Source organism: Streptomyces sp. NBC_01190 (assembly GCF_045039895.1).
In the GTDB taxonomy this organism is placed as follows: Bacteria; Actinomycetota; Actinomycetes; order Streptomycetales; family Streptomycetaceae; genus Actinacidiphila.
The window spans coordinates 2797480-2822500 of sequence record NZ_CP108580.1; the positions used below are offsets into that span (position 1 = coordinate 2797480).

Genomic DNA, 25021 nt, shown 5'->3' on the forward strand with positions numbered 1-25021 from the left:
CGCGGCGGGTCAGGGGTCTCCTGGCCCGCCGCCTCATCGGGTCAGCGTCGGCGGCGTCCGCACCGTCGGCGGAGCCCGCTCAGCGGTGGACGCGCAGCAGCGTGCGGAAGGTCCGCATCGCCACCGACAGGCTGGCCAGGTCGAACTCCTCCGCCCCCTGGATCTCCTCCAGCGTGGTGCGGGCCCGGCCGATCAGCCCGGCGTTCTGCTCCTCCCACGCCTTGTACCGCTGTTCGGGTGTGGCCGCCGCCTCGCCCGCCGCCAGCACATCCGCGGTGAGCGCCGCGTGCGCCGCGAACAGGTCCTCGCGGATCGCGGCCCGCGCCATGGACTGCCAGCGGTCCGAACGCGGCAGCAGGATGATCCGGTCGAGCAGCTTGGTGATGCCCAGCCGGTCGGCGAGGTCGAAGTAGACCTCGGCGACGTCGAGCGGCTTCTTCCCGCCCCGGTCGGCGACCCCCACGATGTCCAGGATCGGGAACGCCGAGGAGAACCCGGCCACCCGCCCGGCCAGCTCGGCCGGCACCCCGGCGCCGGTCAGCTCGTCGTGCAGCGACTCGTACCACTCCAGGTCGGGCCCGCGCATCAGCTTCGGCAGCCGTCCCCAGACCGTGTGGACCCCCTCGGTGAAGAAGTCGATGGTCTCGGCGATCTGGAGCGGCTGCATCCGGTTGTTGAGCAGCCAGCGGGTGGCCCGCTCCACCAGCCGCCGCGAGTGCAGCCTGATCCGGGTGAGCACGGCCGCGTCCACCGTGTTGTCGAGCGCCTCCACCTCGTCCCAGATCCGGCCGAGTCCGAAGATCGCCCGGGCCGCGGTGTGCGCCCGCACGATCTCCTCGGTCGTCGCGCCGGTCTCCTCCCGGAGGCGGTGCAGGAAGGTGGTACCGCCGGAGTTCACCGTGTCGTTGACCAGCACCGTGGTGACGATCTCGCGGTGCAGGGCGTGGCCCTCGATCTGCTGCTCGAAACGCTCCCGCAGGGGCTGCGGGAAGTAGGCGTGCAGCAGGGACCGCAGATAGGGGTCGTCGGGCAGGTCGGTGTGGATCAGCTCGTCGGCGACGGTGATCTTGGAGTAGGCGAGGATCACCGCCATCTCGGGCTGTGTCAGTCCCTGGCCGGCCGCGAGCCGCTCACGGATCTGCCGGTCGGTGGGCAGGAACTCCAGCCCACGGTCCAGATGTCCCTCCCGCGCCAGCCGGCGGATGAACCGCTGGTGGGCGGGGAGCAGGCTGCTGCTCTGCGCCATGCTGTTGGCCAGCGCGACGTTCTGCGCGTAGTTGTTGCGCAGCACCAGGTCGCCGACCTCGTGGGTCATCTCGGCCAGCAGGCTGTTGCGCTGCTTGACCGTCAGATCGCCTTCGGCGACGACGCTGTTGAGCAGCACCTTGATGTTGACCTCGTGGTCGGAGGCGTCCACCCCCGCGCTGTTGTCGATGGCGTCGGTGTTGATCCGGCCGCCGGAGCCCTCGGGGCCGCCGCCGCGGGCGAACTCGATCCGGCCGAGCTGGGTGAAGCCCAGGTTGCCGCCCTCGCCGACCACCTTGACCCGGAGCTGCGCGCCGTCGATCCGGATGGCGTCGTTGGCCTTGTCGCCGACGTCGGTGTGGGTCTCGGTGGACGCCTTGACGTAGGTGCCGATGCCGCCGTTCCACAGCAGGTCGACCGGCGCCTTGAGGATGGCCTTCATCAGCTCGGCGGGGGTGGTCTTCACCGCCGAGGTCTCCATGCCGAGCGCGGCGCGGACCGCCGCGCTCAGCGGGATCGCCTTGGCGGACCGCGGATAGATCCCGCCGCCGGAGGAGATCAGCGAGGTGTCGTAGTCGGCCCAGGAGGAGCGCGGCATCTCGAAGAGCCTGCGCCGCTCGGCGTAGGAGGTGGCGGCGTCCGGCTTGGGGTCGAGGAAGATGTGCCGGTGGTCGAAGGCGGCGACCAGCCGGATGTGTTCCGACAGCAGCATGCCGTTGCCGAACACGTCACCCGACATGTCGCCGATGCCGACGACGGTGAAGTCCTCTTCCTGGGTGTTGTGGCCGGTCTCCCTGAAGTGCCGTTTCACCGACTCCCAGCCGCCGCTGGAGGTGATGGCCATCTTCTTGTGGTCGTAGCCGACCGAGCCGCCGGAGGCGAAGGCGTCGCCGAGCCAGAAGCCGTAGCTGACCGCCACCTCGTTGGCGATGTCGGAGAAGGACGCGGTGCCCTTGTCCGCGGCCACCACCAGATACGTGTCGTCCTCGTCGTGCCGCACCACGTTCTGCGGCGGGACCACCTCGCCGGCCACCAGGTTGTCGGTGATGTCGAGCAGGCCGGAGATGAAGGTCTTGTACGAGGCGATGCCCTCGGCCAGCCAGGCGTCCCGGTCGACGGCCGGGTCGGGCAGCCGCTTGCCGACGAAGCCGCCCTTGGCGCCGACCGGCACGATCACGGTGTTCTTCACCATCTGGGCCTTGACCAGGCCGAGCACCTCGGTGCGGAAGTCCTCCCGGCGGTCGGACCAGCGCAGACCGCCGCGGGCCACCTTGCCGAAGCGCAGATGCACGCCTTCGACCCGCGGCGAGTACACCCAGATCTCGAACGCCGGGCGGGGCGCCGGCAGATCGGGGATGGCCTGCGGGTCGAACTTCATCGACAGATAGGCATGCGGGTCGCCCTTGGAGTCGCGCTGGAAGAAATTGGTGCGCAGCGTCGCCTTGATGAGGGTGAGGAAGGCCCGCAGGATGCGGTCCTCGTCCAGGCTGGCCACTTGGTCGAGGGCGCCGTCCAGCTCTTCCAGGATGCCGTCGGACAGTTCGCTGCCGGCCCGCTGGTGGTCGGGGGAGAGCCGGGCCTGGAAGAGGTTGATCAGCAGCCGGGTGGTGTGGACGTTGTTCTGGAGGGTGTCCTCCATGTAGTCCTGGCTGAAGGTCGAACCGGCCTGCCGCAGGTACTTCGCGTAGGCCCGCAGCACCAGCGCCTGCCGCCAGTCGAGCCCGGCCCGCAGCACCAGGGAGTTGAAGCCGTCGTTCTCCGCCCGGTCGGTCCAGGTGGCGGCGAAGGCCTCCTGGAACCGCTTGCGCGCGTCGTCCCCGAGGTCGCCGAGGGCGGGGTCGAGGCGCAGGCCGAAGTCGTAGACCCAGGCCGGGGAGTTGTCGGAGCGGCGCAGCTCGTAGGGGCGCTCGTCCACCACCTCGACGCCGAGCCGCTGGAGCACCGGGAGCACCGCGGACAGGGAGACCGGGGCGCCCGTCCGGTAGATCTTGAAGCGCCGCTCGGCCGGAAGGGCGCCGACCGGTTCGTACAGGCTCAGGGTGAAGTCGTCCTCGCCGAGGCTCTCGATGTGCTGGAGGTCGACGACCGCGGTGCGCGGGGTGAAGTCCGCCCGGTAGCCGTCGGGGAACGCGTGCGCGTACCGGCGGTTGAGGTCGGCGGCCCGCTCCTCGCCGCACTCGCTGGTGAGCGCCTCGACGAAGCCGTCCGCCCAGGAGCGGGTGGCTTCCGACAGCCGGCTCTCGATCCGCTCCACCTCGGCGTCGTTGATCTGGGGCAGCTGGGTGCCGGGGTCCACCCTGATCACGAAGTGCAGCCGGGAGAGCACCGATTCGGTGTTCCACGCGGTGAAGTCGGCGCTGAGACCGCCCAGTTCCTCCTGGAGGATGTGGGTCAGCCGGAGCCGCACCTCGGTGGTGTAGCGGTCGCGCGGCAGATACACCAGCGCGGAGAAGTAGCGGCCGTACTCGTCCTGCCGCAGGAACAGCCGCAGTTTCCGGCGCTCCTGGAGGTAGAGCACGCTGGTGACGATGGACCGCAGTTCGTCGGCGGGGGTCTGGAAGAGTTCGTCGCGCGGGTAGGTCTCCAGGATCTGGAGCAGGTCGCGGCCGTCGTGGCTGTCACGGGAGAAGCCGGCTCCGTCCAGCACCTCCTCGACCTTGCGGCGGATCACCGGGACCCGCCGGATCGACTCGGTGTAGGCGGCCGAGGAGAACAGGCCGAGGAAGCGCCGCTCGCCGATCACGTTTCCGTCCGCGTCGAACCGCTTGACGCCCACGTAGTCCAGGTACGACAGCCGGTGCACGGTGGAGCGGCTGTTGGCCTTGGTCAAGATCAGCAGCCGGTGCTCGCGCGCCTTGGCCCGGGCGTCCGGGGACAGCCGGCTGAAGGATGTCGAGGTGTCCTGGCCCGGGTGTCCCGGGTGGGTGCTGTCGGCCAGCCGGTGCAGCGGGTCGGAGCGCAGGATGCCGAGCCCCGTACCCGGCATCGGGACCAGCACGTCCTCCACGGCGTCGTCGGGACCGGGCTCGGCGTCGAGTTCGTACTCGCGGTAGCCGAGGAAGGTGAAGTGGTCGTCGCAGAGCCAGCGCATCAGCTCCACCGCCTCGCCGGCCTCCCGCTCGGGCACCGGCGGCGGGGTGGCGGTCAGCTCGTCGGCGATGGAGAGCGCCGCCTGCCGCATCTTCGTCCAGTCCTCGACGGACTCCCGGACGTCGGAGAGCACCCTGCGCAGATGTCCGGTGATCTCCTTGAGATCCTCGGGGTCGGTCTCCCGGTCGATCTCGACGTGGATCCAGGACTCGATGAACACGTCGTGCGGCAGTTGCTCCTCGCCGCCGCAGGCGGAGCCGATCACCTCGAGGAGCTTGCCGGTGACGTCCCGGCGGACCTGGAACTGCGGATGGACGACGCTGTGGATGGCACGGTCGGCGAGGTTGAGGGCGTTGGTGACCGAGTCGACCAGGAAGGGCATGTCGTCGGTGACGACCTCGACCACGGTGTGGCCGCACTGCCAGGCGTTCTCTTCCACCGTCGGGGTGTGCACCCGGACGTTCGCGGTGCCCTGCGGCCGTACCTCCGCGAGCCGGTAGTGGGAGACAGCGGAGCCGAAGACGTCGACCGGATCGCGGTCCACCAGGTCCTCGGGGGCGCTGTGCAGGAAGTAACGCTGGAGGAACGCGGTCAGTGCCGCCGCTTCGAGGCCGTGCCCGGAGGCTCCGCCCGTCGGGCCGTGCTCACCGACCCGGGCTGCGCGTTCCAGCACCTCGGCTTTGGCTTCGTCCAGCTTGGTCTGCATGTTCTCTGACTCCTGTCGCGCGCCATTGCGTGACGTCGGGTGATGGCGCGACGTCCCGTGGCGCGGGGTTTCCGCTTCGGGACGACGTTATGCCGGAAATAGGGTTCGCCGTGCCCGTCGGCACGAATCCGCCCCGGGTGTGTGGATCAACGGTGATCACGTCGGCCAGGCTATCGCTCCGGCCGGGGTGCATGTATCCGTCTCCGGTGGTAAAAACCACCGCACATCTTTGGCCCGAATGGACAGAGTCCCGGTTCCGTCCCAGGTCAGCTGGCTATCTCTGCCGCCAATTCGACCGCGTGCGCGAGGGTGTCCACCACCGGCACCCCCGCCGACTCCAGCGTGCGCCGGCTTCCGGAACCGCCGGTGTAGAGCACCGCGTACGCACCCACATGAGCCGCGGCCGCGGCGTCGTCCAGCGCGTCACCGATCACCACCACCCGGCCGGTGTCGACCCCGTCGAGCGTGGCGAGCGCGGCGAGATGGCGGGCCATCTGCTCGGCCTTGCCGGCGGTGGACGGTCCGGTCCGGCCGTCCACCCGGACGAAGTGCTCGCCGATCCCGTGCGAGGTGATCATCGGCAGCAGTCGCTCGTGCGGGGCGAGCGAGCACAGCGACTGGGTGAGCCCGGCCGTCCGCCGGGCGGCGAGCAGTTCGAGGGCGCCCTCGGCCAGACCGCACGCCTCGGCCAGCGCCCAGTAGTGCCGGTGGAAGGTCGCGTCCATGACCTCCCACTCCACGTCGCTGGGCAGCCGGCCGAGGAGCCGCTCGTAGAAGCGGGGCACCGGCACGCAGTACAGCTCGCGGTAGCGGTCGAGGGTGATCGGTGGCAGGCCGAGTTCGGCGAAGGAGGCGTTGGTGGCCCCGATCACCGCGTCCATGTCGTGGAACAGGGTGCCGTTCCAGTCCCACACGAGATGCGCGTTCACAGGGAAAACGGTACCCGCGCGGCCCGGCCGCCCGTTTCGAGCCTGTGGACAACTCCCGTACGCGGCCGTGGAGCTGGGCCTGACAGGCGCTGACCTGCGCTGATCTGCCCTGACTTGCGCCGATCTGGCCTGACCTGCGCTGATCGGCCCTGGACTCGACCCGGACCTGCCCCCGACCGGCCCCGGGACCCGCCTCAGCCGATCAGATTGGGGATCTCCTGCGTCGCGTACCAGAGAAGTTCGTGATCCTCCGCGCCGTCCACGGTGAACTGGGCGTCGTCGTCACCGGTGTCGGCCGCGCCCAACGCGTCGGCGGCTGCGCTGACATCGTCCTGCGCGTCGGCCGCGTCCAGGTGCACCGCCGCCGCCTTGCCCATCGACACCGCGCGGGCCAGCCGCACCTCGCCGAGCGCCGCCGGGTCCAGGCTCCGGTCCGGGTCGTAGCGGACCTCGGCGTCGGTGACATCCACCGCGATCACCACCCGGCGGCGCGGCGCGTCCGGGTGGACCGCGATCAGCCGCAGCGACGCCTGGGCCGCGCGCGTCAACGCCGCGTACTCGAGTTCCTCGATGTCGTCCGAGAGGTACCACTCCCGAAGGCTGGGTGTGACGGCGAAGGCGTCCAGCGGCGCCGGCCCGAGTTCGCCCGCCTTGTAAGCCTCGGCGAGCCCGGCGAGGGTGGTGGGAATGTAGACGCGCATGGCGTGAAGCATACGTGCGCCGTCACGCTGATAGGTGAATCTCGAGCGGCCTCCCGGCGGCTCCTCCGCCGCTTGCCCCGAACTCCCGCGGCCCCCTAGAACCGGCCTTACCACCCGGTAACGATCTTGGGAGTCCGTCTCATGCGCAGTTCAGCCCCGCCGTCGTCGGCGCCGTCCCCCGCCGCCTCGTCCGCCCGCCGTGGCAGTGGCACCGCGCCGCCCGGCCGCCGCGACTCCCGGCGCCCCGCGAGCCGCCCAGGAGGGGCCGTACGCCCCGCCGGAGCGCCCGCCGGGCCGCTCACCCCGCTCACCCCGCCCACCGCGGCGCCCGCCGCAAACCCCGCCGTACGCCCGCTGCCACCCCACGTCTGGTTCGCCGGCCGGCTGCTCGACGTGCTCACCGGCCGGCAGCCGCTGACCTGCCTGGCCGGACGGGTCAGGGACGAGGCCTACCAGCGGCTGTGGGAGCTGCACGCGGCCCGCGCCGACTGGCGGCGCCACGTGCGCGGCCGTACCCCTTACGTGTATCGCTGCCGGCCCTTCCGTACCGCTGACGGGGCCCTGGAGGTCGCCGCCGTCGTTGCGCTCGACCAGGACGTCTTCCGGGCGCTCGCCTTCCGCCTCGAACCCGGCGACGAGGAGTCGGGCCCCGGTTACGGGCCGGCCCGCTGGCGCTGCACAGCAGTGGCGGCGCGATGACTCCCGCGAGCCGTGAGCACGGGTCCCGGCGCCGCTCCCCCGGCGCGACCGGACACCGGACCCGGCGCCCGACCGGGCCGGACGGGAGCTTGACCGGGCCGGGCACGGCACCGGCTCGGGGCCGGGCCGGTTCGGCCCGGCCCCGAGCCGGTGGTCGTACGACATGCCGCGCCGGGCGGCGCGCTTCCTACTTCTTGCGGCGACGGCCACCCTTGGCGGCCCGGCGGCGCTCCGCCCGGGTCGAACCGGGCTCGTCGTCCGCGTCGGACCCGCCGCCGTCCACCACGGCGCCCGCGAAGTCACCCTCGACGACGCCGCCCTCCCCGTCCACGGTGGGAGCCGAGAAGTGCAGCCGGTCGGCGCGCTTGGGGGCATCGAGGCCCTTGGCGCGGATCTCCGGCCGGACCTCCTTGACCAGCGACGGGGCCGCGTCCTCGACCTCGGCGTCCGTCACCGGGACCTCCTCGACCTGCTGCTCGACCTGGACCTCCAGGTTGAACAGATAGCCGACGGACTCCTCCTTGATGCCGTCCATCATGGCGGTGAACATGTCGAAGCCCTCGCGCTGGTACTCCACCAGCGGGTCACGCTGCGCCATCGCGCGCAGGCCGATGCCCTCCTGGAGGTAGTCCATCTCGTAGAGGTGCTCACGCCACTTGCGGTCGAGCACGGAGAGGACCACGCGGCGCTCCAGCTCGCGCATGATCTCCTCACCGAGCTGCTTCTCCCGCTCGGCGTACTGCTCATGGATGTCGTCCTTGACCGACTCGGCGATGAACTCGGAGGTGATACCGGCCCGGTCGCCCGCCGCCTCCTCCAGCTCGTCGACGGTGACGCTGGCCGGGTAGAGCTGCTTGAAGGCGCCCCACAGCCGGTCCAGGTCCCAGTCCTCGGCGAAGCCGTCGCGGGTCTCGGCGTCGATGTACGCGTCGATGGTGTCGTCCATGAAGTGCTGCACCTGCTCGTGCAGGTCCTCGCCCTCCAGGACGCGGCGGCGCTCACCGTAGATGACCTCGCGCTGCCGGTTGAGCACCTCGTCGTACTTCAGGACGTTCTTACGGATCTCGAAGTTCTGCTGCTCGACCTGCGACTGGGCGGAGGCGATGGCGCGGGTGACCATCTTGTTCTCGATCGGCACGTCGTCCGGCACGTTCGCCATCGACATCACGCGCTCGACCATCTGCGCCTTGAACAGCCGCATCAGGTCGTCGCCGAGGCTGAGGTAGAAGCGGGACTCGCCCGGGTCGCCCTGCCGGCCGCTACGACCGCGGAGCTGGTTGTCGATCCGGCGGGACTCGTGGCGCTCGGTGCCGAGCACATAGAGGCCGCCCAGCTCCTTGACCTCCTCGAACTCGGCCTTCACCGCCGCCTCGGCGCGCTCCAGCGCCTCAGGGAGCGCCGCGGCCCACTCCTCGACGTGCTCGGTCGGGTCGAGGCCGCGCTGGCGCAGCTCCGCCTCGGCGAGGTCGTCGGGGTTGCCGCCGAGCTTGATGTCGGTACCGCGGCCGGCCATGTTGGTGGCGACGGTGACCGCGCCCTTGCGGCCCGCCTGGGCCACGATCGAGGCCTCCCGGTCGTGCTGCTTGGCGTTGAGCACCTCGTGCGGGACACCGCGCTTGGAGAGCTGCGCCGACAGGTACTCGGACTTCTCGACCGAGACGGTGCCGACCAGGACCGGCTGGCCCTTCTCGTGCTTCTCCACGATGTCCTCGACCACGGCCGCGAACTTCGCCTCTTCCGTGCGGTAGATCAGGTCGGGCTTGTCCAGCCGCTGCATCGGGCGGTTGGTCGGGATCGGGACCACGCCGAGCTTGTAGATCTGGTGGAACTCGGCGGCCTCGGTCATCGCCGTACCGGTCATACCGCAGAGCTTGTCGTAGAGGCGGAAGAAGTTCTGGAGGGTGATCGTGGCGAGGGTCTGGTTCTCGTCCTTGATGTCCACCCCTTCCTTCGCCTCGATCGCCTGGTGCATGCCCTCGTTGTAGCGGCGGCCGGCGAGGATACGGCCGGTGTGCTCGTCGACGATCATGACTTCGCCGTCCATGACGACGTAGTCCTTGTCGTTCTTGTAGAGCTCCTTGGCCTTGATGGCGTTGTTCAGATAACCGACGAGCGGGGTGTTCACCGACTCGTAGAGGTTGTCGATGCCCAGCCAGTCCTCGACCTTGCTGACACCGGACTCGTGGATGGCGACCGTGCGCTTCTTCTCGTCCACGTCGTAGTCGCCGGTCTCCTCCTTGCCCAGGGAGCTGGCCTCGCCGCGGTTGAGCCGCTTCACCAGCCGGGCGAAGTCGCTGTACCACTTGGTGGCCTGGTCGGCCGGGCCGGAGATGATCAGCGGGGTGCGGGCCTCGTCCACCAGGATGGAGTCGACCTCGTCGACGATCGCGAAGTTGTGGCCGCGCTGCACCAGCTCGTCCTTCGACCACGCCATGTTGTCGCGCAGGTAGTCGAAGCCGAACTCGTTGTTCGTGCCGTAGGTGATGTCCCGGGCGTACTGCTCACGCCGCTCGGCGGGCGTCATGTTGGCGAGAATGCAGCCGACCTCGAGGCCGAGGAACTTGTGCACCCGGCCCATCCACTCCGAGTCGCGCTCGGCGAGGTAGTCGTTGACGGTGATCAGGTGCACACCCTTGCCGGAGATCGCGTTGAGATACGCGGGCAGGGTGCCGACCAGGGTCTTGCCCTCGCCGGTACGCATCTCGGCGACATAGCCGAGGTGCAGGGCCGCGCCGCCCATGATCTGCACGTCGTAGTGGCGCTGTCCCAGTACGCGCTTGGCCGCCTCACGGACGGTGGCGAAGGCCTCGGGGAGCAGGTCGTCGAGCGACTCGCCGCCCTCGTAGCGTTCTTTGTACTCGTCGGTAAGGGCCCTCAGCTCGGCATCGGAGAGGTCGAGGAAGTCCTCTTCGATGGAATTGACCTGGTCCGCGATGCGGTGCAGCTTGCGCAGGATCTTGCCTTCACCTGCACGCATGATCTTGCTGATGACGGACACGTAGGCTGGCTCCTTGCCGGTCGGGCCTGGCGCGGCTCCCGCGCTGGCACAGCGGGGGGTGCACCGACGGTCTCGGACGGTCTAAGCCCTGCTGCAACGGCCATCGTAAGCGAGGAGACCAGCGGGCCGGGAGGCCCGGCGATGGCAAAACGGTTTTCCGCGGCCCCAGGGCCTCGGCGATACTCAGCCGCAGGTCCTCGGCCCGGCTCCGGAAGGCACGATTCACTATGGCGAGTATGGCGCGCACAGGGAGTACGGCGGGTACCGCGGGTACGGGACCGGTCACCCTCACCACCGACCGGCTGCTGCTGCGCCCACTGGGACCCGCGGACGCCGACGCGGTGTACGCGGCCTGCCAGGACCCGGAGATCCCGCGCTGGACGAGCGTGCCCTCCCCCTACACGAGGGAGCACGCGGCGGACTTCGTCGGCCGGGCCGTCGTCGAGGGCTGGCGGGACGGCACGCTCTACAACTTCGGCGCGTTCACCCGGGACACCGGGACGCTCGTCGGCTCCATCGGTCTGGTCCGGCTCGGGCTGCTCGCCACCCCCGACCACCAGGCGGAACTGGGCTACTGGACGGTGCGGGAGCAGCGCGGCAAGGGCTACACCGCGGAGGCCGGCCGGGCGGTGTGCGGCTGGGCCTTCTCCTCACTCGGGGTGGAGCGGATCGAGTGGTACGCCGAGGCCGGCAACGAGGGCTCGCGCGGGGTGGCGCTGAAGCTCGGCTTCGTGATGGAGGGCACCATCCGCGCCAAGATCGTCCAGGGCGGGACCCGGCGGGACGCCTGGAGCGGATCGCTGCTGCCGTCGGACTGGGGGCTGGGGTCCGGCACGGCGTATCTGCCGTACGGGAGCTGAGCGGGCCGAACGGGCCGACCGGGAGGCGGGCGCGGCGAACGGGAGCCGGCGCGGCGAGCAGGGGCCGGGCGCGGCGGGCAGCGGCCGGGCGCGGCGAGCGGGGGCGCCGGCGAAGCCCGGGTGCGCGGGGCCCGGCCGTTTCCGCTGGTCGGGGCGATTGTCGGTGGGCGGTCCTAGTCTTGCGCGCATGACGCTCCTGCCCCCGCCCCAGCTCACCTTGTCCGCCGACGAGGCCCGCAAGATCGTCCTGCGGGCCCAGGGGTTCCTCGGCGCCCCCGACCGGCGGGCCGGCGCCCGCGGGGTGCTGCGATCGCTGGGCGCGGTGCAACTCGACACCATCTCGGTGCTGGCCAGGTCCCACGAGCTGATTCCTTACGCCCGGCTCGGCGCGGTGGGACGTGACGTGGTGGAGCGCGCTTACTGGACGGACCGGCACGCGTTCGAGTACTGGTCGCACGCCGCCTGTGTCCTCCCCATCGAGGAGTGGCCACATTTCGCCTTCCGCCGGCGTGTCATGCGCGCCCGCGGCCGCCGCTGGCACGTGCTGGCGGATGCCGAACGCTCCTACGCCGCCGTCCTCGACCGGCTCAAGGCCGAGGGCCCGCTGAACGCCACCCAACTCGGCGGCGCGAGGAAGGGCGGACCGTGGTGGGACTGGTCGGAGTCGAAGATCGCGGTGGAGTCGCTGCTCGACACCGGCGAGGTCGTCTGCACCGAGCGGCGCGGCTGGAAGCGGATCTACGACCTGGCCGAGCGCGCCGTGCCCGAGGCGCTCTTCCACGACGACCTGGACGACGCGGAGTGTGTGCGGCGGCTGGTCACCCAGGCGGGCACCGCGCTCGGCGTCGCCACCCGCGCCGACCTGGCGGACTACCACCGGCTCAAGGGCGAGCAGGTCACCGAGGTGATCGCGGACACCGGGCTGGTCCCGGTGGAGGTGGCGGGCTGGGCCAAGCCGGCCTGGGCCGATCCGGCGGCGCTGGCGGCCGAGCCGCGCGGGCGGCACCGGACGACCTTGCTCTCCCCGTTCGACTCGCTGATCTGGGACCGGCCGCGCACCGAGCGGATCTTCGGCTTCACCCACCGGCTGGAGGCGTACACCCCCAAGCCCAAGCGGGTGCACGGCTACTTCGCAATGCCGCTGCTTGCGGGCGGGAAACTGGTCGGCCGGGTGGACCCGGCCCGCGAGGGGCAGACACTGGTGGCCCGGCAGGTGTCCCTGGACGGCCCGAAGGCGGTGCGGCCCGCGGCGGAGGCGATCGCGGAGGCCGCGGGCTGGGTGGGCTGCGTGGAGGTCCGGGTGGAGAGGGTGCTGCCGGAGACCCTGCGGGAGCCGCTGATCACCGAACTCGGCGGCGCCCACATCCCCACCGGCCTGGGCTGACACTGCCTGAATACTGCCCGGATACAGCCTGACGCCGGCTCGGCCCCATCCGCCCGGACGATGGGGCCTAGCGGATCTCCAGGATCTTCTCCCGCATCGCGTAGACCACGGCCTCCATCCTGGAGTGGAGCTGGAGCTTCTCCAGGATGTTGCGGACGTGGTTCTTCACGGTGTTCTCGCTGATGAAGAGCTCTTTGGCGATGTCCCGGTTGTTGAGGCCGGTGGCCACCAGCTTGAGCACCTCCAGCTCCCGGTCGGTGAGCTTGGGCGCGGGCAGCAGCCGCCGCTCGTCGGTGCGCTGGATCATCGACTTGAACTCGGTCAGCAGCTTCGACGCCATCGACGGGCTGATCTGCGACTGCCCGTCGGCGACCGCCCGGATCGCGGTCGCCACCTCGTCGGTGGAGATCTCCTTGAGCAGATAGCCGGTCGCCCCGGCCTTGATCGCCTCGTAGAGATCGGCTTCCTCGTCGCTTATCGTCAGCATGATGATCTTGGCGCTGGGCGCGACCTCCTTGATCGAGGTGCACGCCTCGATCCCGCCGCGCCGCGGCATCCGCACATCCATCAGCACGATATCCGGCAGCAGATCGGCCGCCTTCTCCACGGCCTCCGCCCCGTCGCCGGCCTCACCGATGACCTGGATGTCCTCCTCCTGCGCGAGGACGATCTCCAGACCCCGGCGGAACAGCGCGTGGTCGTCCACCACCAGCACCCGGATGGGTTCCGCACGGGCCGGGGTCGCGGGCGGCGCGTCATAGGGGACCGGGCCGCGCGCGCCGGGAGCCTCGCGGTCGAAGTCCGGCATCAGATCCTCCCCCTCAGACCAGAGTTGGGCACTGGTCCAGCATTTCACGTCCGCACACACCGGCGCCCCCAGGACGACCCCGGGGGCACCGACTGCCGCTTGTCTGCCGGTCAGGCTCCGTGGTTGAGCAGGTCGCCCGCGCCGGCCGGAGCGGGCACGCCCACCTGGTCCGCGTTCAGATGGATGACGCCGTAGTCATAGCCCTGCCGGCGGTAGACCACGCTCGGCTGCTTGGTCTCGCTGTCGACGAAGAGATAGAAGTCGTGGCCCACCAACTCCATCTCGTACAGCGCCTGGGCGAGCGCCATGGGCGACGCCGCGTGCGTCTTCTCCCGCACCACCAGCGGACCCTCGCCCTGCACTTCCAACGAGCCGATCCTCGTGGTCGGCACCCCGTCCGTGACCTGGTCGGCCACCAGCGTCCCGTCCGGGTTGATCCGGGCGGCGTCCGGCAGGCTCGCGCCCACGCCCGAGGCCGGCGTCCGGCCGTTGCCCCGCCGGGTGTGACGCTTACTGGCGGCCTTGCGCAGCCGCGCCTCCAACTTGCCCACCGCCACGTCGAGCGCGGCGTACGGGTCCGCCGCCGCGGCCTCGGCACGAATCACCGGGCCGGGAGTGTTCAGCGTGATCTCCACCCGGTCGGCGTGATCGGCCTGTCGCGGATTGAGCTCTTTGGACACCTCGACGTCAAGGCTGATCACCTTGCCGTCGAGCTTCTGGATCCTGTCCAGTTTCTCGGCCACATGCTTGCGGAACCTCTCGGGCACCTCGGTCTTGCGGCCTTTGACGACGATGTCCACGCAGAACTCCGTTCCGGACCACCCCATAGGCGAGGGCGATCCCTTTCCTGAGGCCGAAACGGGTGCGACACCCGTCCGGCGCTGCGTCGGCTGCTGCCTCGTCGCCCGGGGCATCCGGGAGGCGAAGCCGCGGCTTTCACCTCCTCCTGCCCCAGTGGGAAGATCAACACCCCCCAATGTTTACTTTCCCTTCTCTCCCGAACATAGACCCGAAGTGCGGAGGTCGGCATCCCGTAGCACCCCATTCCGCCATCCGAATGAATCGCCCCCTTCCCTACCTGCGGTCATACCTCTTCCGATTGTTCTGACCGTGCCGATACACCCGCGGCTGGTGCGACCCCCTCGCCGCTGTTCTCCCACTCGTTCGGCCCTGCCACCACCGCCGCCCCGGCCACCCGGCCGCCCGCCACCGTCACGGCTCTGGCCGCCACCGTCAGTGAGACTCCGGTGGTCATCAGGTCGTCCACCAGCACCACCGGGGCCACCCCCAGCAGCGGCAGCCGGCTCCCTCCCGCGGCCACCGCTCCGGAGAGGTTCACCAGCCGCTCGGCGGCGGTCAGCCCGGACTGGTCGAGCACCGGCCGCCGCTGCCCCAGCACGGCCACCGCCCGCACCTGGCCGCCCTGCCCGCGCAGCTCCCGGGCCGCCGCCCTGGCCATCCGCGCGATGGCGTCATGCCCCCGCTGGGCCACCGCCCGCCGAGCGGAAGGCACCGGGACCAGCAGCAGCGGGCCGACGACGCCCACCCGCCGGACCGCCGCGGCCAGTGCCGCCCCAAGCGGCCGGGCCAGACCCAGCGCACCCCGCTCCTTGTGCGCCAGCATCACGGCCCGCACCTCGTCGCCGTACCGCCCGGTCGCGTAGACCGGTGGCAGTCCGGGCGGCTCCGGGGACGGCCGCACCCGCCGTACGGTGGCCGCCCCGCCCAGCAGCCCCGCACACCGTTCGCACAACTCCGTCCGCGGCAGCCCGCACCCCGCGCAGTCGACCGGCAGCACCAGCCCGGTGATCTCCTGCCACCAGCCCCGCATACCTCTACTGTGCGGGGTGGCGCGGTCGCGCCGCCAGTCACTCTTTCGGGCTGTGGACAACGCGGCGGCCGGGTCGGCCGGACCACCAAACGGGACACGGCGGACCGTGGGCCGGGGTCAGCCCGGACCGTTGGCCCGGATCAGCCCGGACCGTCAGCCGGGATAGACCGGGCTGCCGCCCTTCGGCGAGACCTGCTTCCAGTTCTCCTCCGGCAGCTCCTCCGGAAGCACCCGGTAGACCCGGCCGTTGTACGACGCCAGCAGCGGCTTGCTCTGGTTCTCCGAGGCCGCCACGGACGAGGCCTCGTTTATGCCGGGAAGGACGGTGGGCGCGGACCCGTCGGTGTTCATGTACTGGATCTGCTGCACCCCGGACACGCTGTCGAGCACCACCAGCCGGCTGGGCCCGGCCCAGGACACCGACGTCACGTTCTCACCGACCGGGGTGAGATCCCTCAGTCCGGTCACCGTGAAGGCGTTGGGGTCCTGCTTGGTGCCCCGCTCGATCCTGCCGAGCTCGAGCGTCACGAAGGCACCCACCCGGACGACCAGGGCGATACGGACGCCGTCCGAGGCGACCCGCAGCGACTCCACCCGCCCGTCGAGGCCGGGCACCGACACCTCGTACGGCTTTCCCCGACCCTCGCGCAGCATCAGCAGCCGAGGATCGGTCGGATTCCGGTCCGCCACCCACAGGTCGTCGAAGCCGTCCCAGCTCGGGGCGCTCAGCCCGTCCTTCTTCGGGTCCGCGGCCTTGCTCTGCAGCACCGGCTGGCCGAGCGGCTCGTCGTCGACCAGCGAGCCGACCACCAGATCACGCCCATTGGTCCGCACCCCGGCCGCCTCCCGCTCGTCCCGGCGCACCGCCACCGAGCCCAGATCTGCCTTGCTGTCGCCGAACGGCCCCGGCACGGGCTTCGCGGTCGCCGTGGTGTCCGCGAGCGCCAGCAGCCCATGCCCGTCAGCCGCTATGTAGTAAGGCTGCGAGGTCGCGCCGGTGAGGTCCGCCGACGCGTAGTCCTGCTCCTCGATCCGCTGCGGCAGACTGCACCACGCCGAACCGTCCGCCTGCTCCACCTCCACCGTCGCGAGCTTGGCCGACGCCTGGGCCTGCACCGTGGCGAAGATCTGAGCCGCCAACCGGACGCAGGAGGCGTAGGGCAGCTTGTCCGCCGCGTGGTCGAGCCGCACCCGCAGATGCTGCGAGTCGTCGAGCGTCACCCCGTGGTCCGGCGCCTTGTCGTACAGACGCACCGTGGACGGCACCGCGTTGTACGTCACGTGCGCCAGCCAAGTCGTCGGGCCGCCGAGCAGCGCCGAGACGGTGGACACCAGGGGATCGGCCTGGTTGCGGAGGAAAACGGGGTCGGCGACCAGCGTCTGCCTGCCGCTCCCGTCGCTGGGGGCGTCCGACCCGAGCTTGGCGAAGTAGTACATGTTCGTCGACTGATAAAGCCGCTCGAAGTCCTGCTCGGAGAGCACCAGGCCGTTGTCCAGTCCGTCGATCCGCCACTCGTTCTTCTCTTTGACGAGGTGGAAGGGCGCCTGGAACTCGCCGCTCTGCGGCTCGTAGGCGTGTTTGAGGTCGACCGTGGCCGCCTTGGTGCCGGACCGGTCGATCGTCTCGCCGTCCTCGCCCGCCTGCTCCTCGGTGGTCTTGAGCCCACCGGAGTACACGGTTATCCCCGCCAGTGGCTGCCAGGTCTTCCTCGTGGCGGTGGAGAGGTACTTCTTGGCGGTCGTGAAGTCCGCCTCGCCACTGGTCGTCGCCTCCAGGAATCCGCTGACGATCTGCCGCGGGTCGGCGCCAGCCCTCGGCGGCACCCCGAAGACGCGCACCTGGGAGTCGGCGTCGGCCCGCTGCCCCTCACCGACCTTGCGCACCTCGCCGCTGCTGGGCATCGAGGCGCAGCCGGCCACCAGCAGCGCCGTGCCCACCGGCAGCACGCCGAAGCGCAGCAGCCGTCTCCAGCCCCCCACCGTCCGCATCAGAGGTCGTCCTTCCGAGCCGTCTCCCTGCGCTCCACCACTCGCGCGCCGCTGCCCGGCAGCGCCGCCGGGTCCGCGGCGGGCAGCCTCGGCAGGACACCGGGTACCGCCGGCAGGCCGGACATCTGAGCCGACGAACCCGCCTCACGGGACCACGCCCCATCGCCCGGCGCACCCTTCGCCGCGCCGGTCCGGGGCCCGGGAACCCCCGGAACCCCTGGCGCGCTGTCCGGTGCGGCGGCCTTCGCCGGCAAGCCCGAGGAGAGCAGCCCGCGGTTGCGCCGTGAATCATCCGGTTCCAGCGGTATCGGCGAACCCCGCAGCGAGTCGCCGGCGGTCCGCGGCAGCGTCATACGGAACTGCGATCCACCCCCCGGCTCGCCCCACGCCTGCAACCAGCCGCCGTGCAGCCGGGCGTCCTCCACCGCGATGGACAGGCCCAGACCCGTGCCCCCGGTGGTCCGTGCCCGCGCCGGATCGGCCCGCCAGAAACGGTTGAACACCCGGGTCGCCTCGCCCGGCTTCAGCCCGACGCCGTAGTCCCGCACCGCGACCGCCACCGCGCCGTCGGCCGTCGCCAGCCGGACCACCACGTCCCGGCCGTCGCCGTGCTCGATGGCGTTGACCACCAGGTTCCGCAGCACGCGCTCCACCCGGCGGGGGTCGGCCTCGGCTATCACCGGCTGCGCGTCGCCGCGTATCAGCATGCGGCTGCCCTTGCGCTCCGCCAGCGGTTCGGCCGCGTCCACCACCCGGCGCACCACCTCGCGCAGGTCTATCGGCTCCGCCGACAGCTCCGCGGCGCCCGCGTCGAAGCGGCTGATCTCCAACAGGTCCGAGAGCAGCGACTCGAAGCGGTCGACCTGGTTCTGCAACAGCTCGGCGGACCTGGCGGTCACCGGATCGAAGTCGGTCCGCGCGTCATGGATGACGTCAGCGGCCATCCGCACCGTGGTCAGCGGAGTGCGCAACTCGTGCGAGACGTCGGAGACGAAACGGCGCTGCATCCGCGAGAGATCCTCCAACTGCTGGATCTTGCTCTGGAGGGTCTGCGCCATCTTGTTGAAGGATTCACCGAGCCGGGCGATGTCGTCTTCACCGGTGACCTGCATCCGCTCCTGCAATCGGCCGGCCGCCAGCCGCTCGGCGATCCCGGCCGCCATCCGCACCGGGGTCACGACCTGCCGCGTCACCAGCCAGGCGATGGCCCCGAGCAGCACCACCACGAAGATCCCGGCGGTCGCGAGGGTTCCCTTCACCAGGCCGAGCGTCTTCTCCTCCTGGTCGAAGGGGAACAGATAGTAGAGCTGGTAGGGGTTGCCGTTGATGTCCGTCAGCCGCTTGCCGACCGCGAGCGCCGGCCGCGGCGGGTTGCCGTCGTCGGTCTTGACCAGCGTGTACTGCTTGAGCGCGCCCTGATGGGTCTCGACGGCGTCGCTCAACGACTTGGGGATGCTCGCGTCCGGCAGGATGCTCCCGGAGCCACGTGGACCGCGTGCGTTGACGGTGTGCTGATTGGCGGTGCCCTCACCGAACGTCTGACCGTCGTCGGCGTTGGGGCTCAGCGTGACGATCCAGTAGACGCCCTTGCCACCACTGGCGAACTGCTGGACCAGGCTGTTCAGCCAGGTCCCCGAGTCCGCGGGGCCGTGCGGGGTGCCGGCACCCGACGCGTCCGTCGTCTGGCCGCCCTTGTCGGCCATGTCCTGCGCGATCGAGAATCCGCCGGTCGCCTGATTCTCCGCGGCCTTCTCCTTGGCGTCGAGCAGGCCGTTCTTGACCTGCCCGATCACCACGAAGCCGAGCAGCAGCACCACGCCGACCGACATCAGCAGGGTGAAAGCGACCACCCGGAGCTGGAGATTCCGCCGCCACAGCCGGGACGCCGGCTGAAGCGGACGCCGCGCCCAGCGCACGAACGAGCGGATCACCGGCAGCAGACCCCGCAAGGGATCGGCCAGCCGGCTCTCCAACCGCTCACGCTCGTACGACGCGCACATCTCAGCCCGGTCCCGCCTTGTATCCGACACCGCGGACCGTCACCACGATCTCGGGACGCTCCGGGTCCTGCTCCACCTTCGACCGCAGTCGCTGTACATGCACATTGACCAGCCGGGTGTCGGCGGCGTGCCGATAACCCCAGACCTGCTCGAGCAGCACCTCCCGGGTGAACACCTGCCACGGCTTGCGCGCCAGGGCCACCAGCAGATCGAACTCGAGCGGAGTCAGCGCGATCGGCTGCCCCTCGCGCTTGACCGAATGGCCGGCCACGTCGATCACCAGATCGCCGATCGCCAACTGCTCCGGCGTCGGCTCCTCGGCCCGCCGCAACCGCGCCCTGACCCGGGCCACCAGCTCCTTCGGCTTGAACGGCTTGATCACATAGTCGTCGGCCCCTGATTCGAGACCGACCACCACATCCACCGTGTCGCTCTTCGCCGTGAGCATCACGATCGGCACCCCGGACTCCGCCCGGATCTGACGGCACACGTCGATACCGTCCCGCCCGGGCAGCATCAGGTCGAGAAGCACCAGATCGGGCTTGGTCTCCCGGAATGCGGCCAGCGCCTTGTCACCGTCGGCGCAGAACGACGGCTCAAAACCTTCTCCACGCAGCACGATGCCAAGCATCTCTGACAGCGCAGTGTCGTCGTCGACGACCAGGACACGTCCCTTCATACCGACCATCATCCCATTTGCATATCGATACTGGTGACCAATGGTGATCGAGGTCACGCTACGCGACCATTGTCCCTGGTTGTCCGCAGATGCGCCGCCCCCATTTGACCGGCCTGTGGATAACTTGTGCGATTCTGTCGAAGCCACTGCACCCGTCCGGACCCCGGGCCCGAACACGGCGCCGACCGCCGCGTCAGCCGCAGACCGCCGCCAGGTTTTCGGCCATGACAGGCGACACCACACCGTTCTCCGTCACGATCGCGGTGATCAGTTCCGGCGGTGTGACGTCGAAGGCCGGATTGTACGCCTGTGTGCCCAGCGGAGACGGCGCGAGGTCGGTCACCTCGCTCCCCGGCCGGTGCTCCACCTCGATCGACGCCCCGTCCGGCGTTCCGAGGTCAACCGTAGTCGTCGGCGCCACCACGATGAACGGCACATGGTGATAGGCGGCGAGCACCGCCAGCGGATAGCTGCCCACCTTGTTCGCCGTCGCCCCGTCCGCCGCGATCCGATCCGCCCCGACCAGCACCGCGTCCACCTCTCCCGCCGTGACCAGCGACCCCGCCGCGCCGTCCACGAGCAGCGTGTACGGCATCCCCGCCCGCGCCGCCTCGTACGACGTCAACCGCGCGCCCTGCAACATCGGCCGTGTCTCGTCGACCCACAACCGCCGCAACTCGCCCGAGCGATGGGCGGCGAGCACCACGCCGAGCGCCGTTCCCTCACCGCCCGAGATGAGAGCGCCCGTGTTGCCGTGCGTCAGAATGCGGTAGCCGCCGCCCGGGATCAGCTCGGCCAGCAGTCGACCGCCGTACTCGGCCATCGCGGCACTCGCCGCCGCGTCCTCCGCGTGCAGCCCCCGCGCCGCAGCCAGCGCCGCGGCGGCCGCCTGGTCCGGGGCCGCCTGACGGTACGCGTCGATCGCGCGCCGAACGCCGTATCCCAGGTTCACCGCGGTCGGACGCGCATGCGCGAGCAACTCGGCCGCGTCCTCCACGTCATACCCACGGGCTGCGGCCAACGCCACCCCATAGGCCCCCGCCAACCCGAGCAGCGGAGCACCCCGTACGGCGAGGCTGCGTATCCCCGCCACCAGAGCCTGAACATCTGTACACACCAACTCGACTTCATCGTGGGGAAGCCGAGTCTGATCGAGGAGCACCAGTACCGGACCCTCCGGCGGCTCCTCCCAACGCAGCGCGGGAATCGTGCCGTTCTCGGTTCTCGTGGAGAGATCAGCCATTTCCTCAGTCTGCCCCGCGAAGCCGAATTGACGGCAGCCCATGACACGATGGGCGGCCAGTACCGCAGCACAATCCGAAGGGGCAGCCACCGATGACCAGCACTCCGGGCTCCGAATCGCCCGGATCCTCCTCCGACTCCAACGAGCCGGACGACGGCCCAAGCCCCGCCGCCGCTGTGCCCGAGCAGCCGGACCAGCCGGACCGGTCGGCCGCTTCGGCGCGTTGGTCCGCTCAACAACCACCGGCTGCCGAGGGCTGGGCCCGCTGGGCGCCCCCACCCGGGCCGCACCCCCAGCCGTCCCGGCCCGGCGGTCCGGGGTGGCAGGGCGGCTGGCACGGGCCACCGCCACCGGGAAACTCGGGCGGTTGGCAGGCGGGGCCTTGGACTCGGCCCGCGGCACCGAAGCCCGGCGTCATCCCGCTGCGTCCGCTGGACCTCTCGGACATGCTGAACGGCGCCTTCGCCACGCTGCGGCTCCACTGGCGGACCATCATCAGCGCCACCTTTGCCATCGCGCTGGTCACGGTGGGGCTCTCGGTCGTCATACAGGGCCTGTTCGTCGACGACACGCGTCTCAAGGACCTGCGGGACAACCCCAATCCGAGCGCGGGCGACATCCTGCACAGCTTCAGCGGTACGGCGACGGCTCTGGGACTGACCTCGCTGGTCACGCTCGTCGGATCAGTCGTCGCGACGGGATTGGTCGCGCTGGTCACCAGCCGCTCGGTCGTCGGTCGTCCGGTGAAGACGGCGGAGATCTGGCGGGACGCCCGGCCCCGGGTGCCTCAACTCCTCGGTCTGACCTTCCTTATGGCGCTGCTCCTCTACGGAGTACTCGCCGTGTCGGTGCTTCCCGGGATCCTCATCGCGCTGGCCGGCGCCGATGACGGTGGCGCGGCACTGGGGTCGCTGGGCATGCTCGGTGGAATGGCCGTCGCCCTCTGGCTCTGGGTCCAGTGGAGCCTCGCGGCCCCGGCCCTGACGCTGGAACGGCAGGGCGCCGTGGCAGCGCTGAAGCGTTCCGCCAAGCTCGTTGACGGGACATGGTGGCGTGTCCTCGGCGTGCAGCTCCTGGGGCTGCTCCTCGCGCTCCTGCTGAGCACGATCATCGAATCGCCCTTCATACTGATCGCTGCCGCCGTGTCCAGCGATGGTGGTGCTTCGCTGTTCAGTTCAGCCGGCAATCCCGGCTGGACGTATCTCCTCATCAGCGGTGTCGGCCAGATCGTGGCCTCGACGCTCACGCTGCCGATCAGCGCCGGTGTGACCGGGTTGCTCTATATGGACCAGCGCATTCGTCGTGAATCCCTCGACATCGAACTCCTCCGCGCGGCGGTGCCCAACCAGCCGGCTGCCGACCGCGAGATCTGAGCGGGCTCATCGCCGACAAGTCCACCTGGAGGGGCTGGCCCCCGAAAGGGGGCAACGGGCAAACGCGAGAAAGCCCTTGTCCTTGAGTAAAAACTCAAGGACAAGGGCTTTCTCATCAATATTTGTTCGGCGGTGTCCTACTCTCCCACAGGGTCCCCCCTGCAGTACCATCGGCGCTGAAAGGCTTAGCTTCCGGGTTCGGAATGTAACCGGGCGTTTCCCTAACGCTATGACCACCGAAACACCATGAAACACACACCAACCCCGGAGAGAATCCCTCACAGGGGGGTGGTGGCTGATTGTTTCAGAACCACACAGTGGACGCGAGCAAACATGGACAAGCCCTCGGCCTATTAGTACCGGTCAGCTCCACCCATTACTGGGCTTCCACATCCGGCCTATCAACCCAGTCGTCTACTGGGAGCCTTACCCCATCAAGTGGGTGGGAGTCCTCATCTCGAAGCAGGCTTCCCGCTTAGATGCTTTCAGCGGTTATCCCTCCCGAACGTAGCCAACCAGCCATGCCCTTGGCAGAACAACTGGCACACCAGAGGTCCGTCCGTCCCGGTCCTCTCGTACTAGGGACAGCCCTTCTCAAGACTCCAACGCGCGCAGCGGATAGGGACCGAACTGTCTCACGACGTTCTAAACCCAGCTCGCGTACCGCTTTAATGGGCGAACAGCCCAACCCTTGGGACCGACTCCAGCCCCAGGATGCGACGAGCCGACATCGAGGTGCCAAACCATCCCGTCGATATGGACTCTTGGGGAAGATCAGCCTGTTATCCCCGGGGTACCTTTTATCCGTTGAGCGACGGCGCTTCCACAAGCCACCGCCGGATCACTAGTCCCTACTTTCGTACCTGCTCGACCCGTCAGTCTCACAGTCAAGCTCCCTTGTGCACTTACACTCAACACCTGATTGCCAACCAGGCTGAGGGAACCTTTGGGCGCCTCCGTTACCCTTTAGGAGGCAACCGCCCCAGTTAAACTACCCACCAGACACTGTCCCTGATCCGGATCACGGACCGAGGTTAGACATCCAGCACGACCAGAGTGGTATTTCAACGATGACTCCACCACGGCTGGCGCCGCGACTTCACAGTCTCCCACCTATCCTACACAAGCCGAACCGAACACCAATATCAAGCTATAGTAAAGGTCCCGGGGTCTTTCCGTCCTGCTGCGCGAAACGAGCATCTTTACTCGTAGTGCAATTTCACCGGGCCTATGGTTGAGACAGTCGAGAAGTCGTTACGCCATTCGTGCAGGTCGGAACTTACCCGACAAGGAATTTCGCTACCTTAGGATGGTTATAGTTACCACCGCCGTTTACTGGCGCTTAAGTTCTCAGCCTCGCCACACCGAAATGTGACTAACCGGTCCCCTTAACGTTCCAGCACCGGGCAGGCGTCAGTCCGTATACATCGCCTTACGGCTTCGCACGGACCTGTGTTTTTAGTAAACAGTCGCTTCTCGCTGGTCTCTGCGGCCACCCCCAGCTCACACCGTAAAGATGATCACCGGATGTGGCCCCCCTTCTCCCGAAGTTACGGGGGCATTTTGCCGAGTTCCTTAACCATAGTTCACCCGAACGCCTCGGTATTCTCTACCTGACCACCTGAGTCGGTTTAGGGTACGGGCCGCCATGAAACTCGCTAGAGGCTTTTCTCGACAGCATAGGATCATCCACTTCACCACAATCGGCTCGGCATCAGGTCTCAGACTTCATGTCATCCGGATTTACCTGGACAACGCCCTACACCCTTACCCCGGGACAACCACCGCCCGGGCTGGACTACCTTCCTGCGTCACCCCATCGCTTACCTACTACCCCATCGGGTCAGCGGCTCCACCACTCCCCATCACTCCGAAGAGATCAAAGGCGGCTTCACGGCCTTAGCATCAGAAGATTCAGTACTGGGCGTTCCAAAGCGGGTACCGGAATATCAACCGGTTGTCCATCGACTACGCCTGTCGGCCTCGCCTTAGGTCCCGACTTACCCTGGGCAGATCAGCTTGACCCAGGAACCCTTAGTCAATCGGCGCAAGAGTTTCCCACTCTTGTATCGCTACTCATGCCTGCATTCTCACTCGTGAACCGTCCACCACTCGCTTACGCGGCGGCTTCACCCGGCACACGACGCTCCCCTACCCATCCGTACACCCGTTGGGGCTTAACATACGAATGACACGACTTCGGCGGTACGCTTGAGCCCCGCTACATTGTCGGCGCGGAATCACTTGACCAGTGAGCTATTACGCACTCTTTCAAGGGTGGCTGCTTCTAAGCCAACCTCCTGGTTGTCTCTGCGACTCCACATCCTTTCCCACTTAGCGTACGCTTAGGGGCCTTAGTCGATGCTCTGGGCTGTTTCCCTCTCGACCATGGAGCTTATCCCCCACAGTCTCACTGCCGCGCTCTCACTTACCGGCATTCGGAGTTTGGCTAAGGTCAGTAACCCGGTAGGGCCCATCGCCTATCC

General features: G+C 69.1%; 15 protein-coding genes and 2 rRNA genes (1 of these 17 cut by a window edge). 4 read left to right on the plus strand and 13 right to left on the minus strand.

Annotated elements, in window-relative coordinates; translation table 11 throughout:
• Positions 1 to 79: 79 nt before the first annotated feature.
• From OG519_RS11700 to OG519_RS11710, 3 genes are all read right to left on the minus strand, one after another.
• The gene (locus tag OG519_RS11700; protein ID WP_405582227.1) at positions 80 to 5041 is read right to left on the minus strand and encodes an NAD-glutamate dehydrogenase; all 4962 of its coding nucleotides are present in this window, start codon (positions 5039 to 5041) and stop codon (positions 80 to 82) included.
• A 266-nt stretch (positions 5042 to 5307) separates the two neighbouring features.
• Positions 5308 to 5970 carry an HAD family hydrolase gene (locus tag OG519_RS11705; RefSeq protein WP_405582230.1) on the minus strand — a complete coding sequence of 221 codons (663 nt, stop codon included), beginning with the start codon at positions 5968 to 5970 and terminating at the stop codon, positions 5308 to 5310.
• 194 nt (positions 5971 to 6164) lie between these two features.
• A complete protein-coding gene (locus OG519_RS11710; protein ID WP_405582233.1) occupies positions 6165 to 6671 on the minus strand; it encodes a DUF6912 family protein in 507 nt (168 codons plus the stop codon).
• Positions 6672 to 6812: 141 nt separating this feature from the next.
• Here OG519_RS11710 and OG519_RS11715 point away from each other — a divergent pair, with 141 nt between their 5' ends.
• The gene (locus tag OG519_RS11715; protein ID WP_405582235.1) at positions 6813 to 7370 is read left to right on the plus strand and encodes an Rv3235 family protein; all 558 of its coding nucleotides are present in this window, start codon (positions 6813 to 6815) and stop codon (positions 7368 to 7370) included.
• Positions 7371 to 7557: 187 nt separating this feature from the next.
• Here the strand turns inward: OG519_RS11715 and secA are convergent, their stop codons facing one another.
• Positions 7558 to 10368 (minus strand): preprotein translocase subunit SecA, encoded by a 2811-nt coding sequence (gene secA, locus OG519_RS11720; RefSeq protein ID WP_405582238.1) that lies wholly within the window; start codon positions 10366 to 10368, stop codon positions 7558 to 7560.
• Positions 10369 to 10604: 236 nt separating this feature from the next.
• Here secA and OG519_RS11725 point away from each other — a divergent pair, with 236 nt between their 5' ends.
• The gene (locus OG519_RS11725; protein ID WP_405582240.1) at positions 10605 to 11228 is read left to right on the plus strand and encodes a GNAT family N-acetyltransferase; all 624 of its coding nucleotides are present in this window, start codon (positions 10605 to 10607) and stop codon (positions 11226 to 11228) included.
• Between the two features lie 187 nt (positions 11229 to 11415).
• Complete coding sequence (locus OG519_RS11730; protein ID WP_405582243.1) at positions 11416 to 12612, plus strand: winged helix-turn-helix domain-containing protein; 1197 nt, start codon at positions 11416 to 11418, stop codon at positions 12610 to 12612.
• Between the two features lie 67 nt (positions 12613 to 12679).
• Here the strand turns inward: OG519_RS11730 and OG519_RS11735 are convergent, their stop codons facing one another.
• The 7 genes from OG519_RS11735 to mtnA all read right to left on the minus strand — a co-directional run bounded on the left by OG519_RS11735 (position 12680) and on the right by mtnA (position 21162).
• Entirely contained in the window at positions 12680 to 13420 is a 741-nt protein-coding gene (locus tag OG519_RS11735) for a response regulator (RefSeq protein ID WP_405582245.1), read from the minus strand.
• 110 nt (positions 13421 to 13530) lie between these two features.
• Positions 13531 to 14220 (minus strand): ribosome hibernation-promoting factor, HPF/YfiA family, encoded by a 690-nt coding sequence (gene hpf / locus OG519_RS11740; RefSeq protein WP_405582248.1) that lies wholly within the window; start codon positions 14218 to 14220, stop codon positions 13531 to 13533.
• A 284-nt stretch (positions 14221 to 14504) separates the two neighbouring features.
• A complete protein-coding gene (locus tag OG519_RS11745) occupies positions 14505 to 15251 on the minus strand; it encodes a ComF family protein (protein ID WP_405582251.1) in 747 nt (248 codons plus the stop codon).
• Positions 15252 to 15404: 153 nt separating this feature from the next.
• A complete protein-coding gene (locus tag OG519_RS11750; RefSeq protein WP_405582253.1) occupies positions 15405 to 17240 on the minus strand; it encodes an LpqB family beta-propeller domain-containing protein in 1836 nt (611 codons plus the stop codon).
• The gene (mtrB, locus tag OG519_RS11755; RefSeq protein WP_405582256.1) at positions 17240 to 19240 is read right to left on the minus strand and encodes an MtrAB system histidine kinase MtrB; all 2001 of its coding nucleotides are present in this window, start codon (positions 19238 to 19240) and stop codon (positions 17240 to 17242) included. Before mtrB ends, OG519_RS11750 begins: the two co-directional genes overlap by 1 nt.
• A 1-nt stretch (position 19241) precedes the next feature.
• A complete protein-coding gene (gene mtrA, locus OG519_RS11760) occupies positions 19242 to 19931 on the minus strand; it encodes an MtrAB system response regulator MtrA (protein WP_329140790.1) in 690 nt (229 codons plus the stop codon).
• A 181-nt stretch (positions 19932 to 20112) separates the two neighbouring features.
• A complete protein-coding gene (gene mtnA / locus OG519_RS11765; RefSeq protein ID WP_405582259.1) occupies positions 20113 to 21162 on the minus strand; it encodes an S-methyl-5-thioribose-1-phosphate isomerase in 1050 nt (349 codons plus the stop codon).
• 446 nt (positions 21163 to 21608) lie between these two features.
• On the opposite strand from mtnA, the gene OG519_RS11770 reads away from it, so the two are divergent.
• Positions 21609 to 22535, plus strand: a complete 927-nt coding sequence (locus tag OG519_RS11770) for a hypothetical protein (RefSeq protein ID WP_405582262.1) — start codon at positions 21609 to 21611, stop codon at positions 22533 to 22535.
• A 124-nt stretch (positions 22536 to 22659) separates the two neighbouring features.
• Here OG519_RS11770 and rrf read toward each other — a convergent pair.
• Together rrf and OG519_RS11780 are read right to left on the minus strand one after the other, a co-directional pair.
• Positions 22660 to 22776: ribosomal RNA gene (gene rrf, locus OG519_RS11775) — 5S ribosomal RNA — on the minus strand.
• A gap of 92 nt (positions 22777 to 22868) precedes the next feature.
• A 23S ribosomal RNA gene (locus OG519_RS11780) occupies positions 22869 to 25021 on the minus strand (it continues 976 nt past the right edge of the window).

What these genes read in the sequence shown, in the direction of transcription:
- OG519_RS11700 (WP_405582227.1), bottom strand. Translation starts at nt 5,041, where the DNA reads ATGCAGACCAAGCTGGACGAAGCCAAAGCCGAGGTGCTGGAACGCGCA.
- OG519_RS11735 (WP_405582245.1), bottom strand. Translation starts at nt 13,420, where the DNA reads ATGCCGGACTTCGACCGCGAGGCTCCCGGCGCGCGCGGCCCGGTCCCC.
- mtnA (WP_405582259.1), bottom strand. Translation starts at nt 21,162, where the DNA reads ATGGCTGATCTCTCCACGAGAACCGAGAACGGCACGATTCCCGCGCTG.
- OG519_RS11730 (WP_405582243.1), top strand. Translation starts at nt 11,416, where the DNA reads ATGACGCTCCTGCCCCCGCCCCAGCTCACCTTGTCCGCCGACGAGGCC.
- OG519_RS11725 (WP_405582240.1), top strand. Translation starts at nt 10,605, where the DNA reads ATGGCGCGCACAGGGAGTACGGCGGGTACCGCGGGTACGGGACCGGTC.
- mtrB (WP_405582256.1), bottom strand. Translation starts at nt 19,240, where the DNA reads ATGTGCGCGTCGTACGAGCGTGAGCGGTTGGAGAGCCGGCTGGCCGAT.
- OG519_RS11710 (WP_405582233.1), bottom strand. Translation starts at nt 6,671, where the DNA reads ATGCGCGTCTACATTCCCACCACCCTCGCCGGGCTCGCCGAGGCTTAC.
- OG519_RS11770 (WP_405582262.1), top strand. Translation starts at nt 21,609, where the DNA reads ATGCTGAACGGCGCCTTCGCCACGCTGCGGCTCCACTGGCGGACCATC.
- OG519_RS11750 (WP_405582253.1), bottom strand. Translation starts at nt 17,240, where the DNA reads ATGCGGACGGTGGGGGGCTGGAGACGGCTGCTGCGCTTCGGCGTGCTG.
- mtrA (WP_329140790.1), bottom strand. Translation starts at nt 19,931, where the DNA reads ATGATGGTCGGTATGAAGGGACGTGTCCTGGTCGTCGACGACGACACT.
- OG519_RS11745 (WP_405582251.1), bottom strand. Translation starts at nt 15,251, where the DNA reads ATGCGGGGCTGGTGGCAGGAGATCACCGGGCTGGTGCTGCCGGTCGAC.
- OG519_RS11715 (WP_405582235.1), top strand. Translation starts at nt 6,813, where the DNA reads ATGCGCAGTTCAGCCCCGCCGTCGTCGGCGCCGTCCCCCGCCGCCTCG.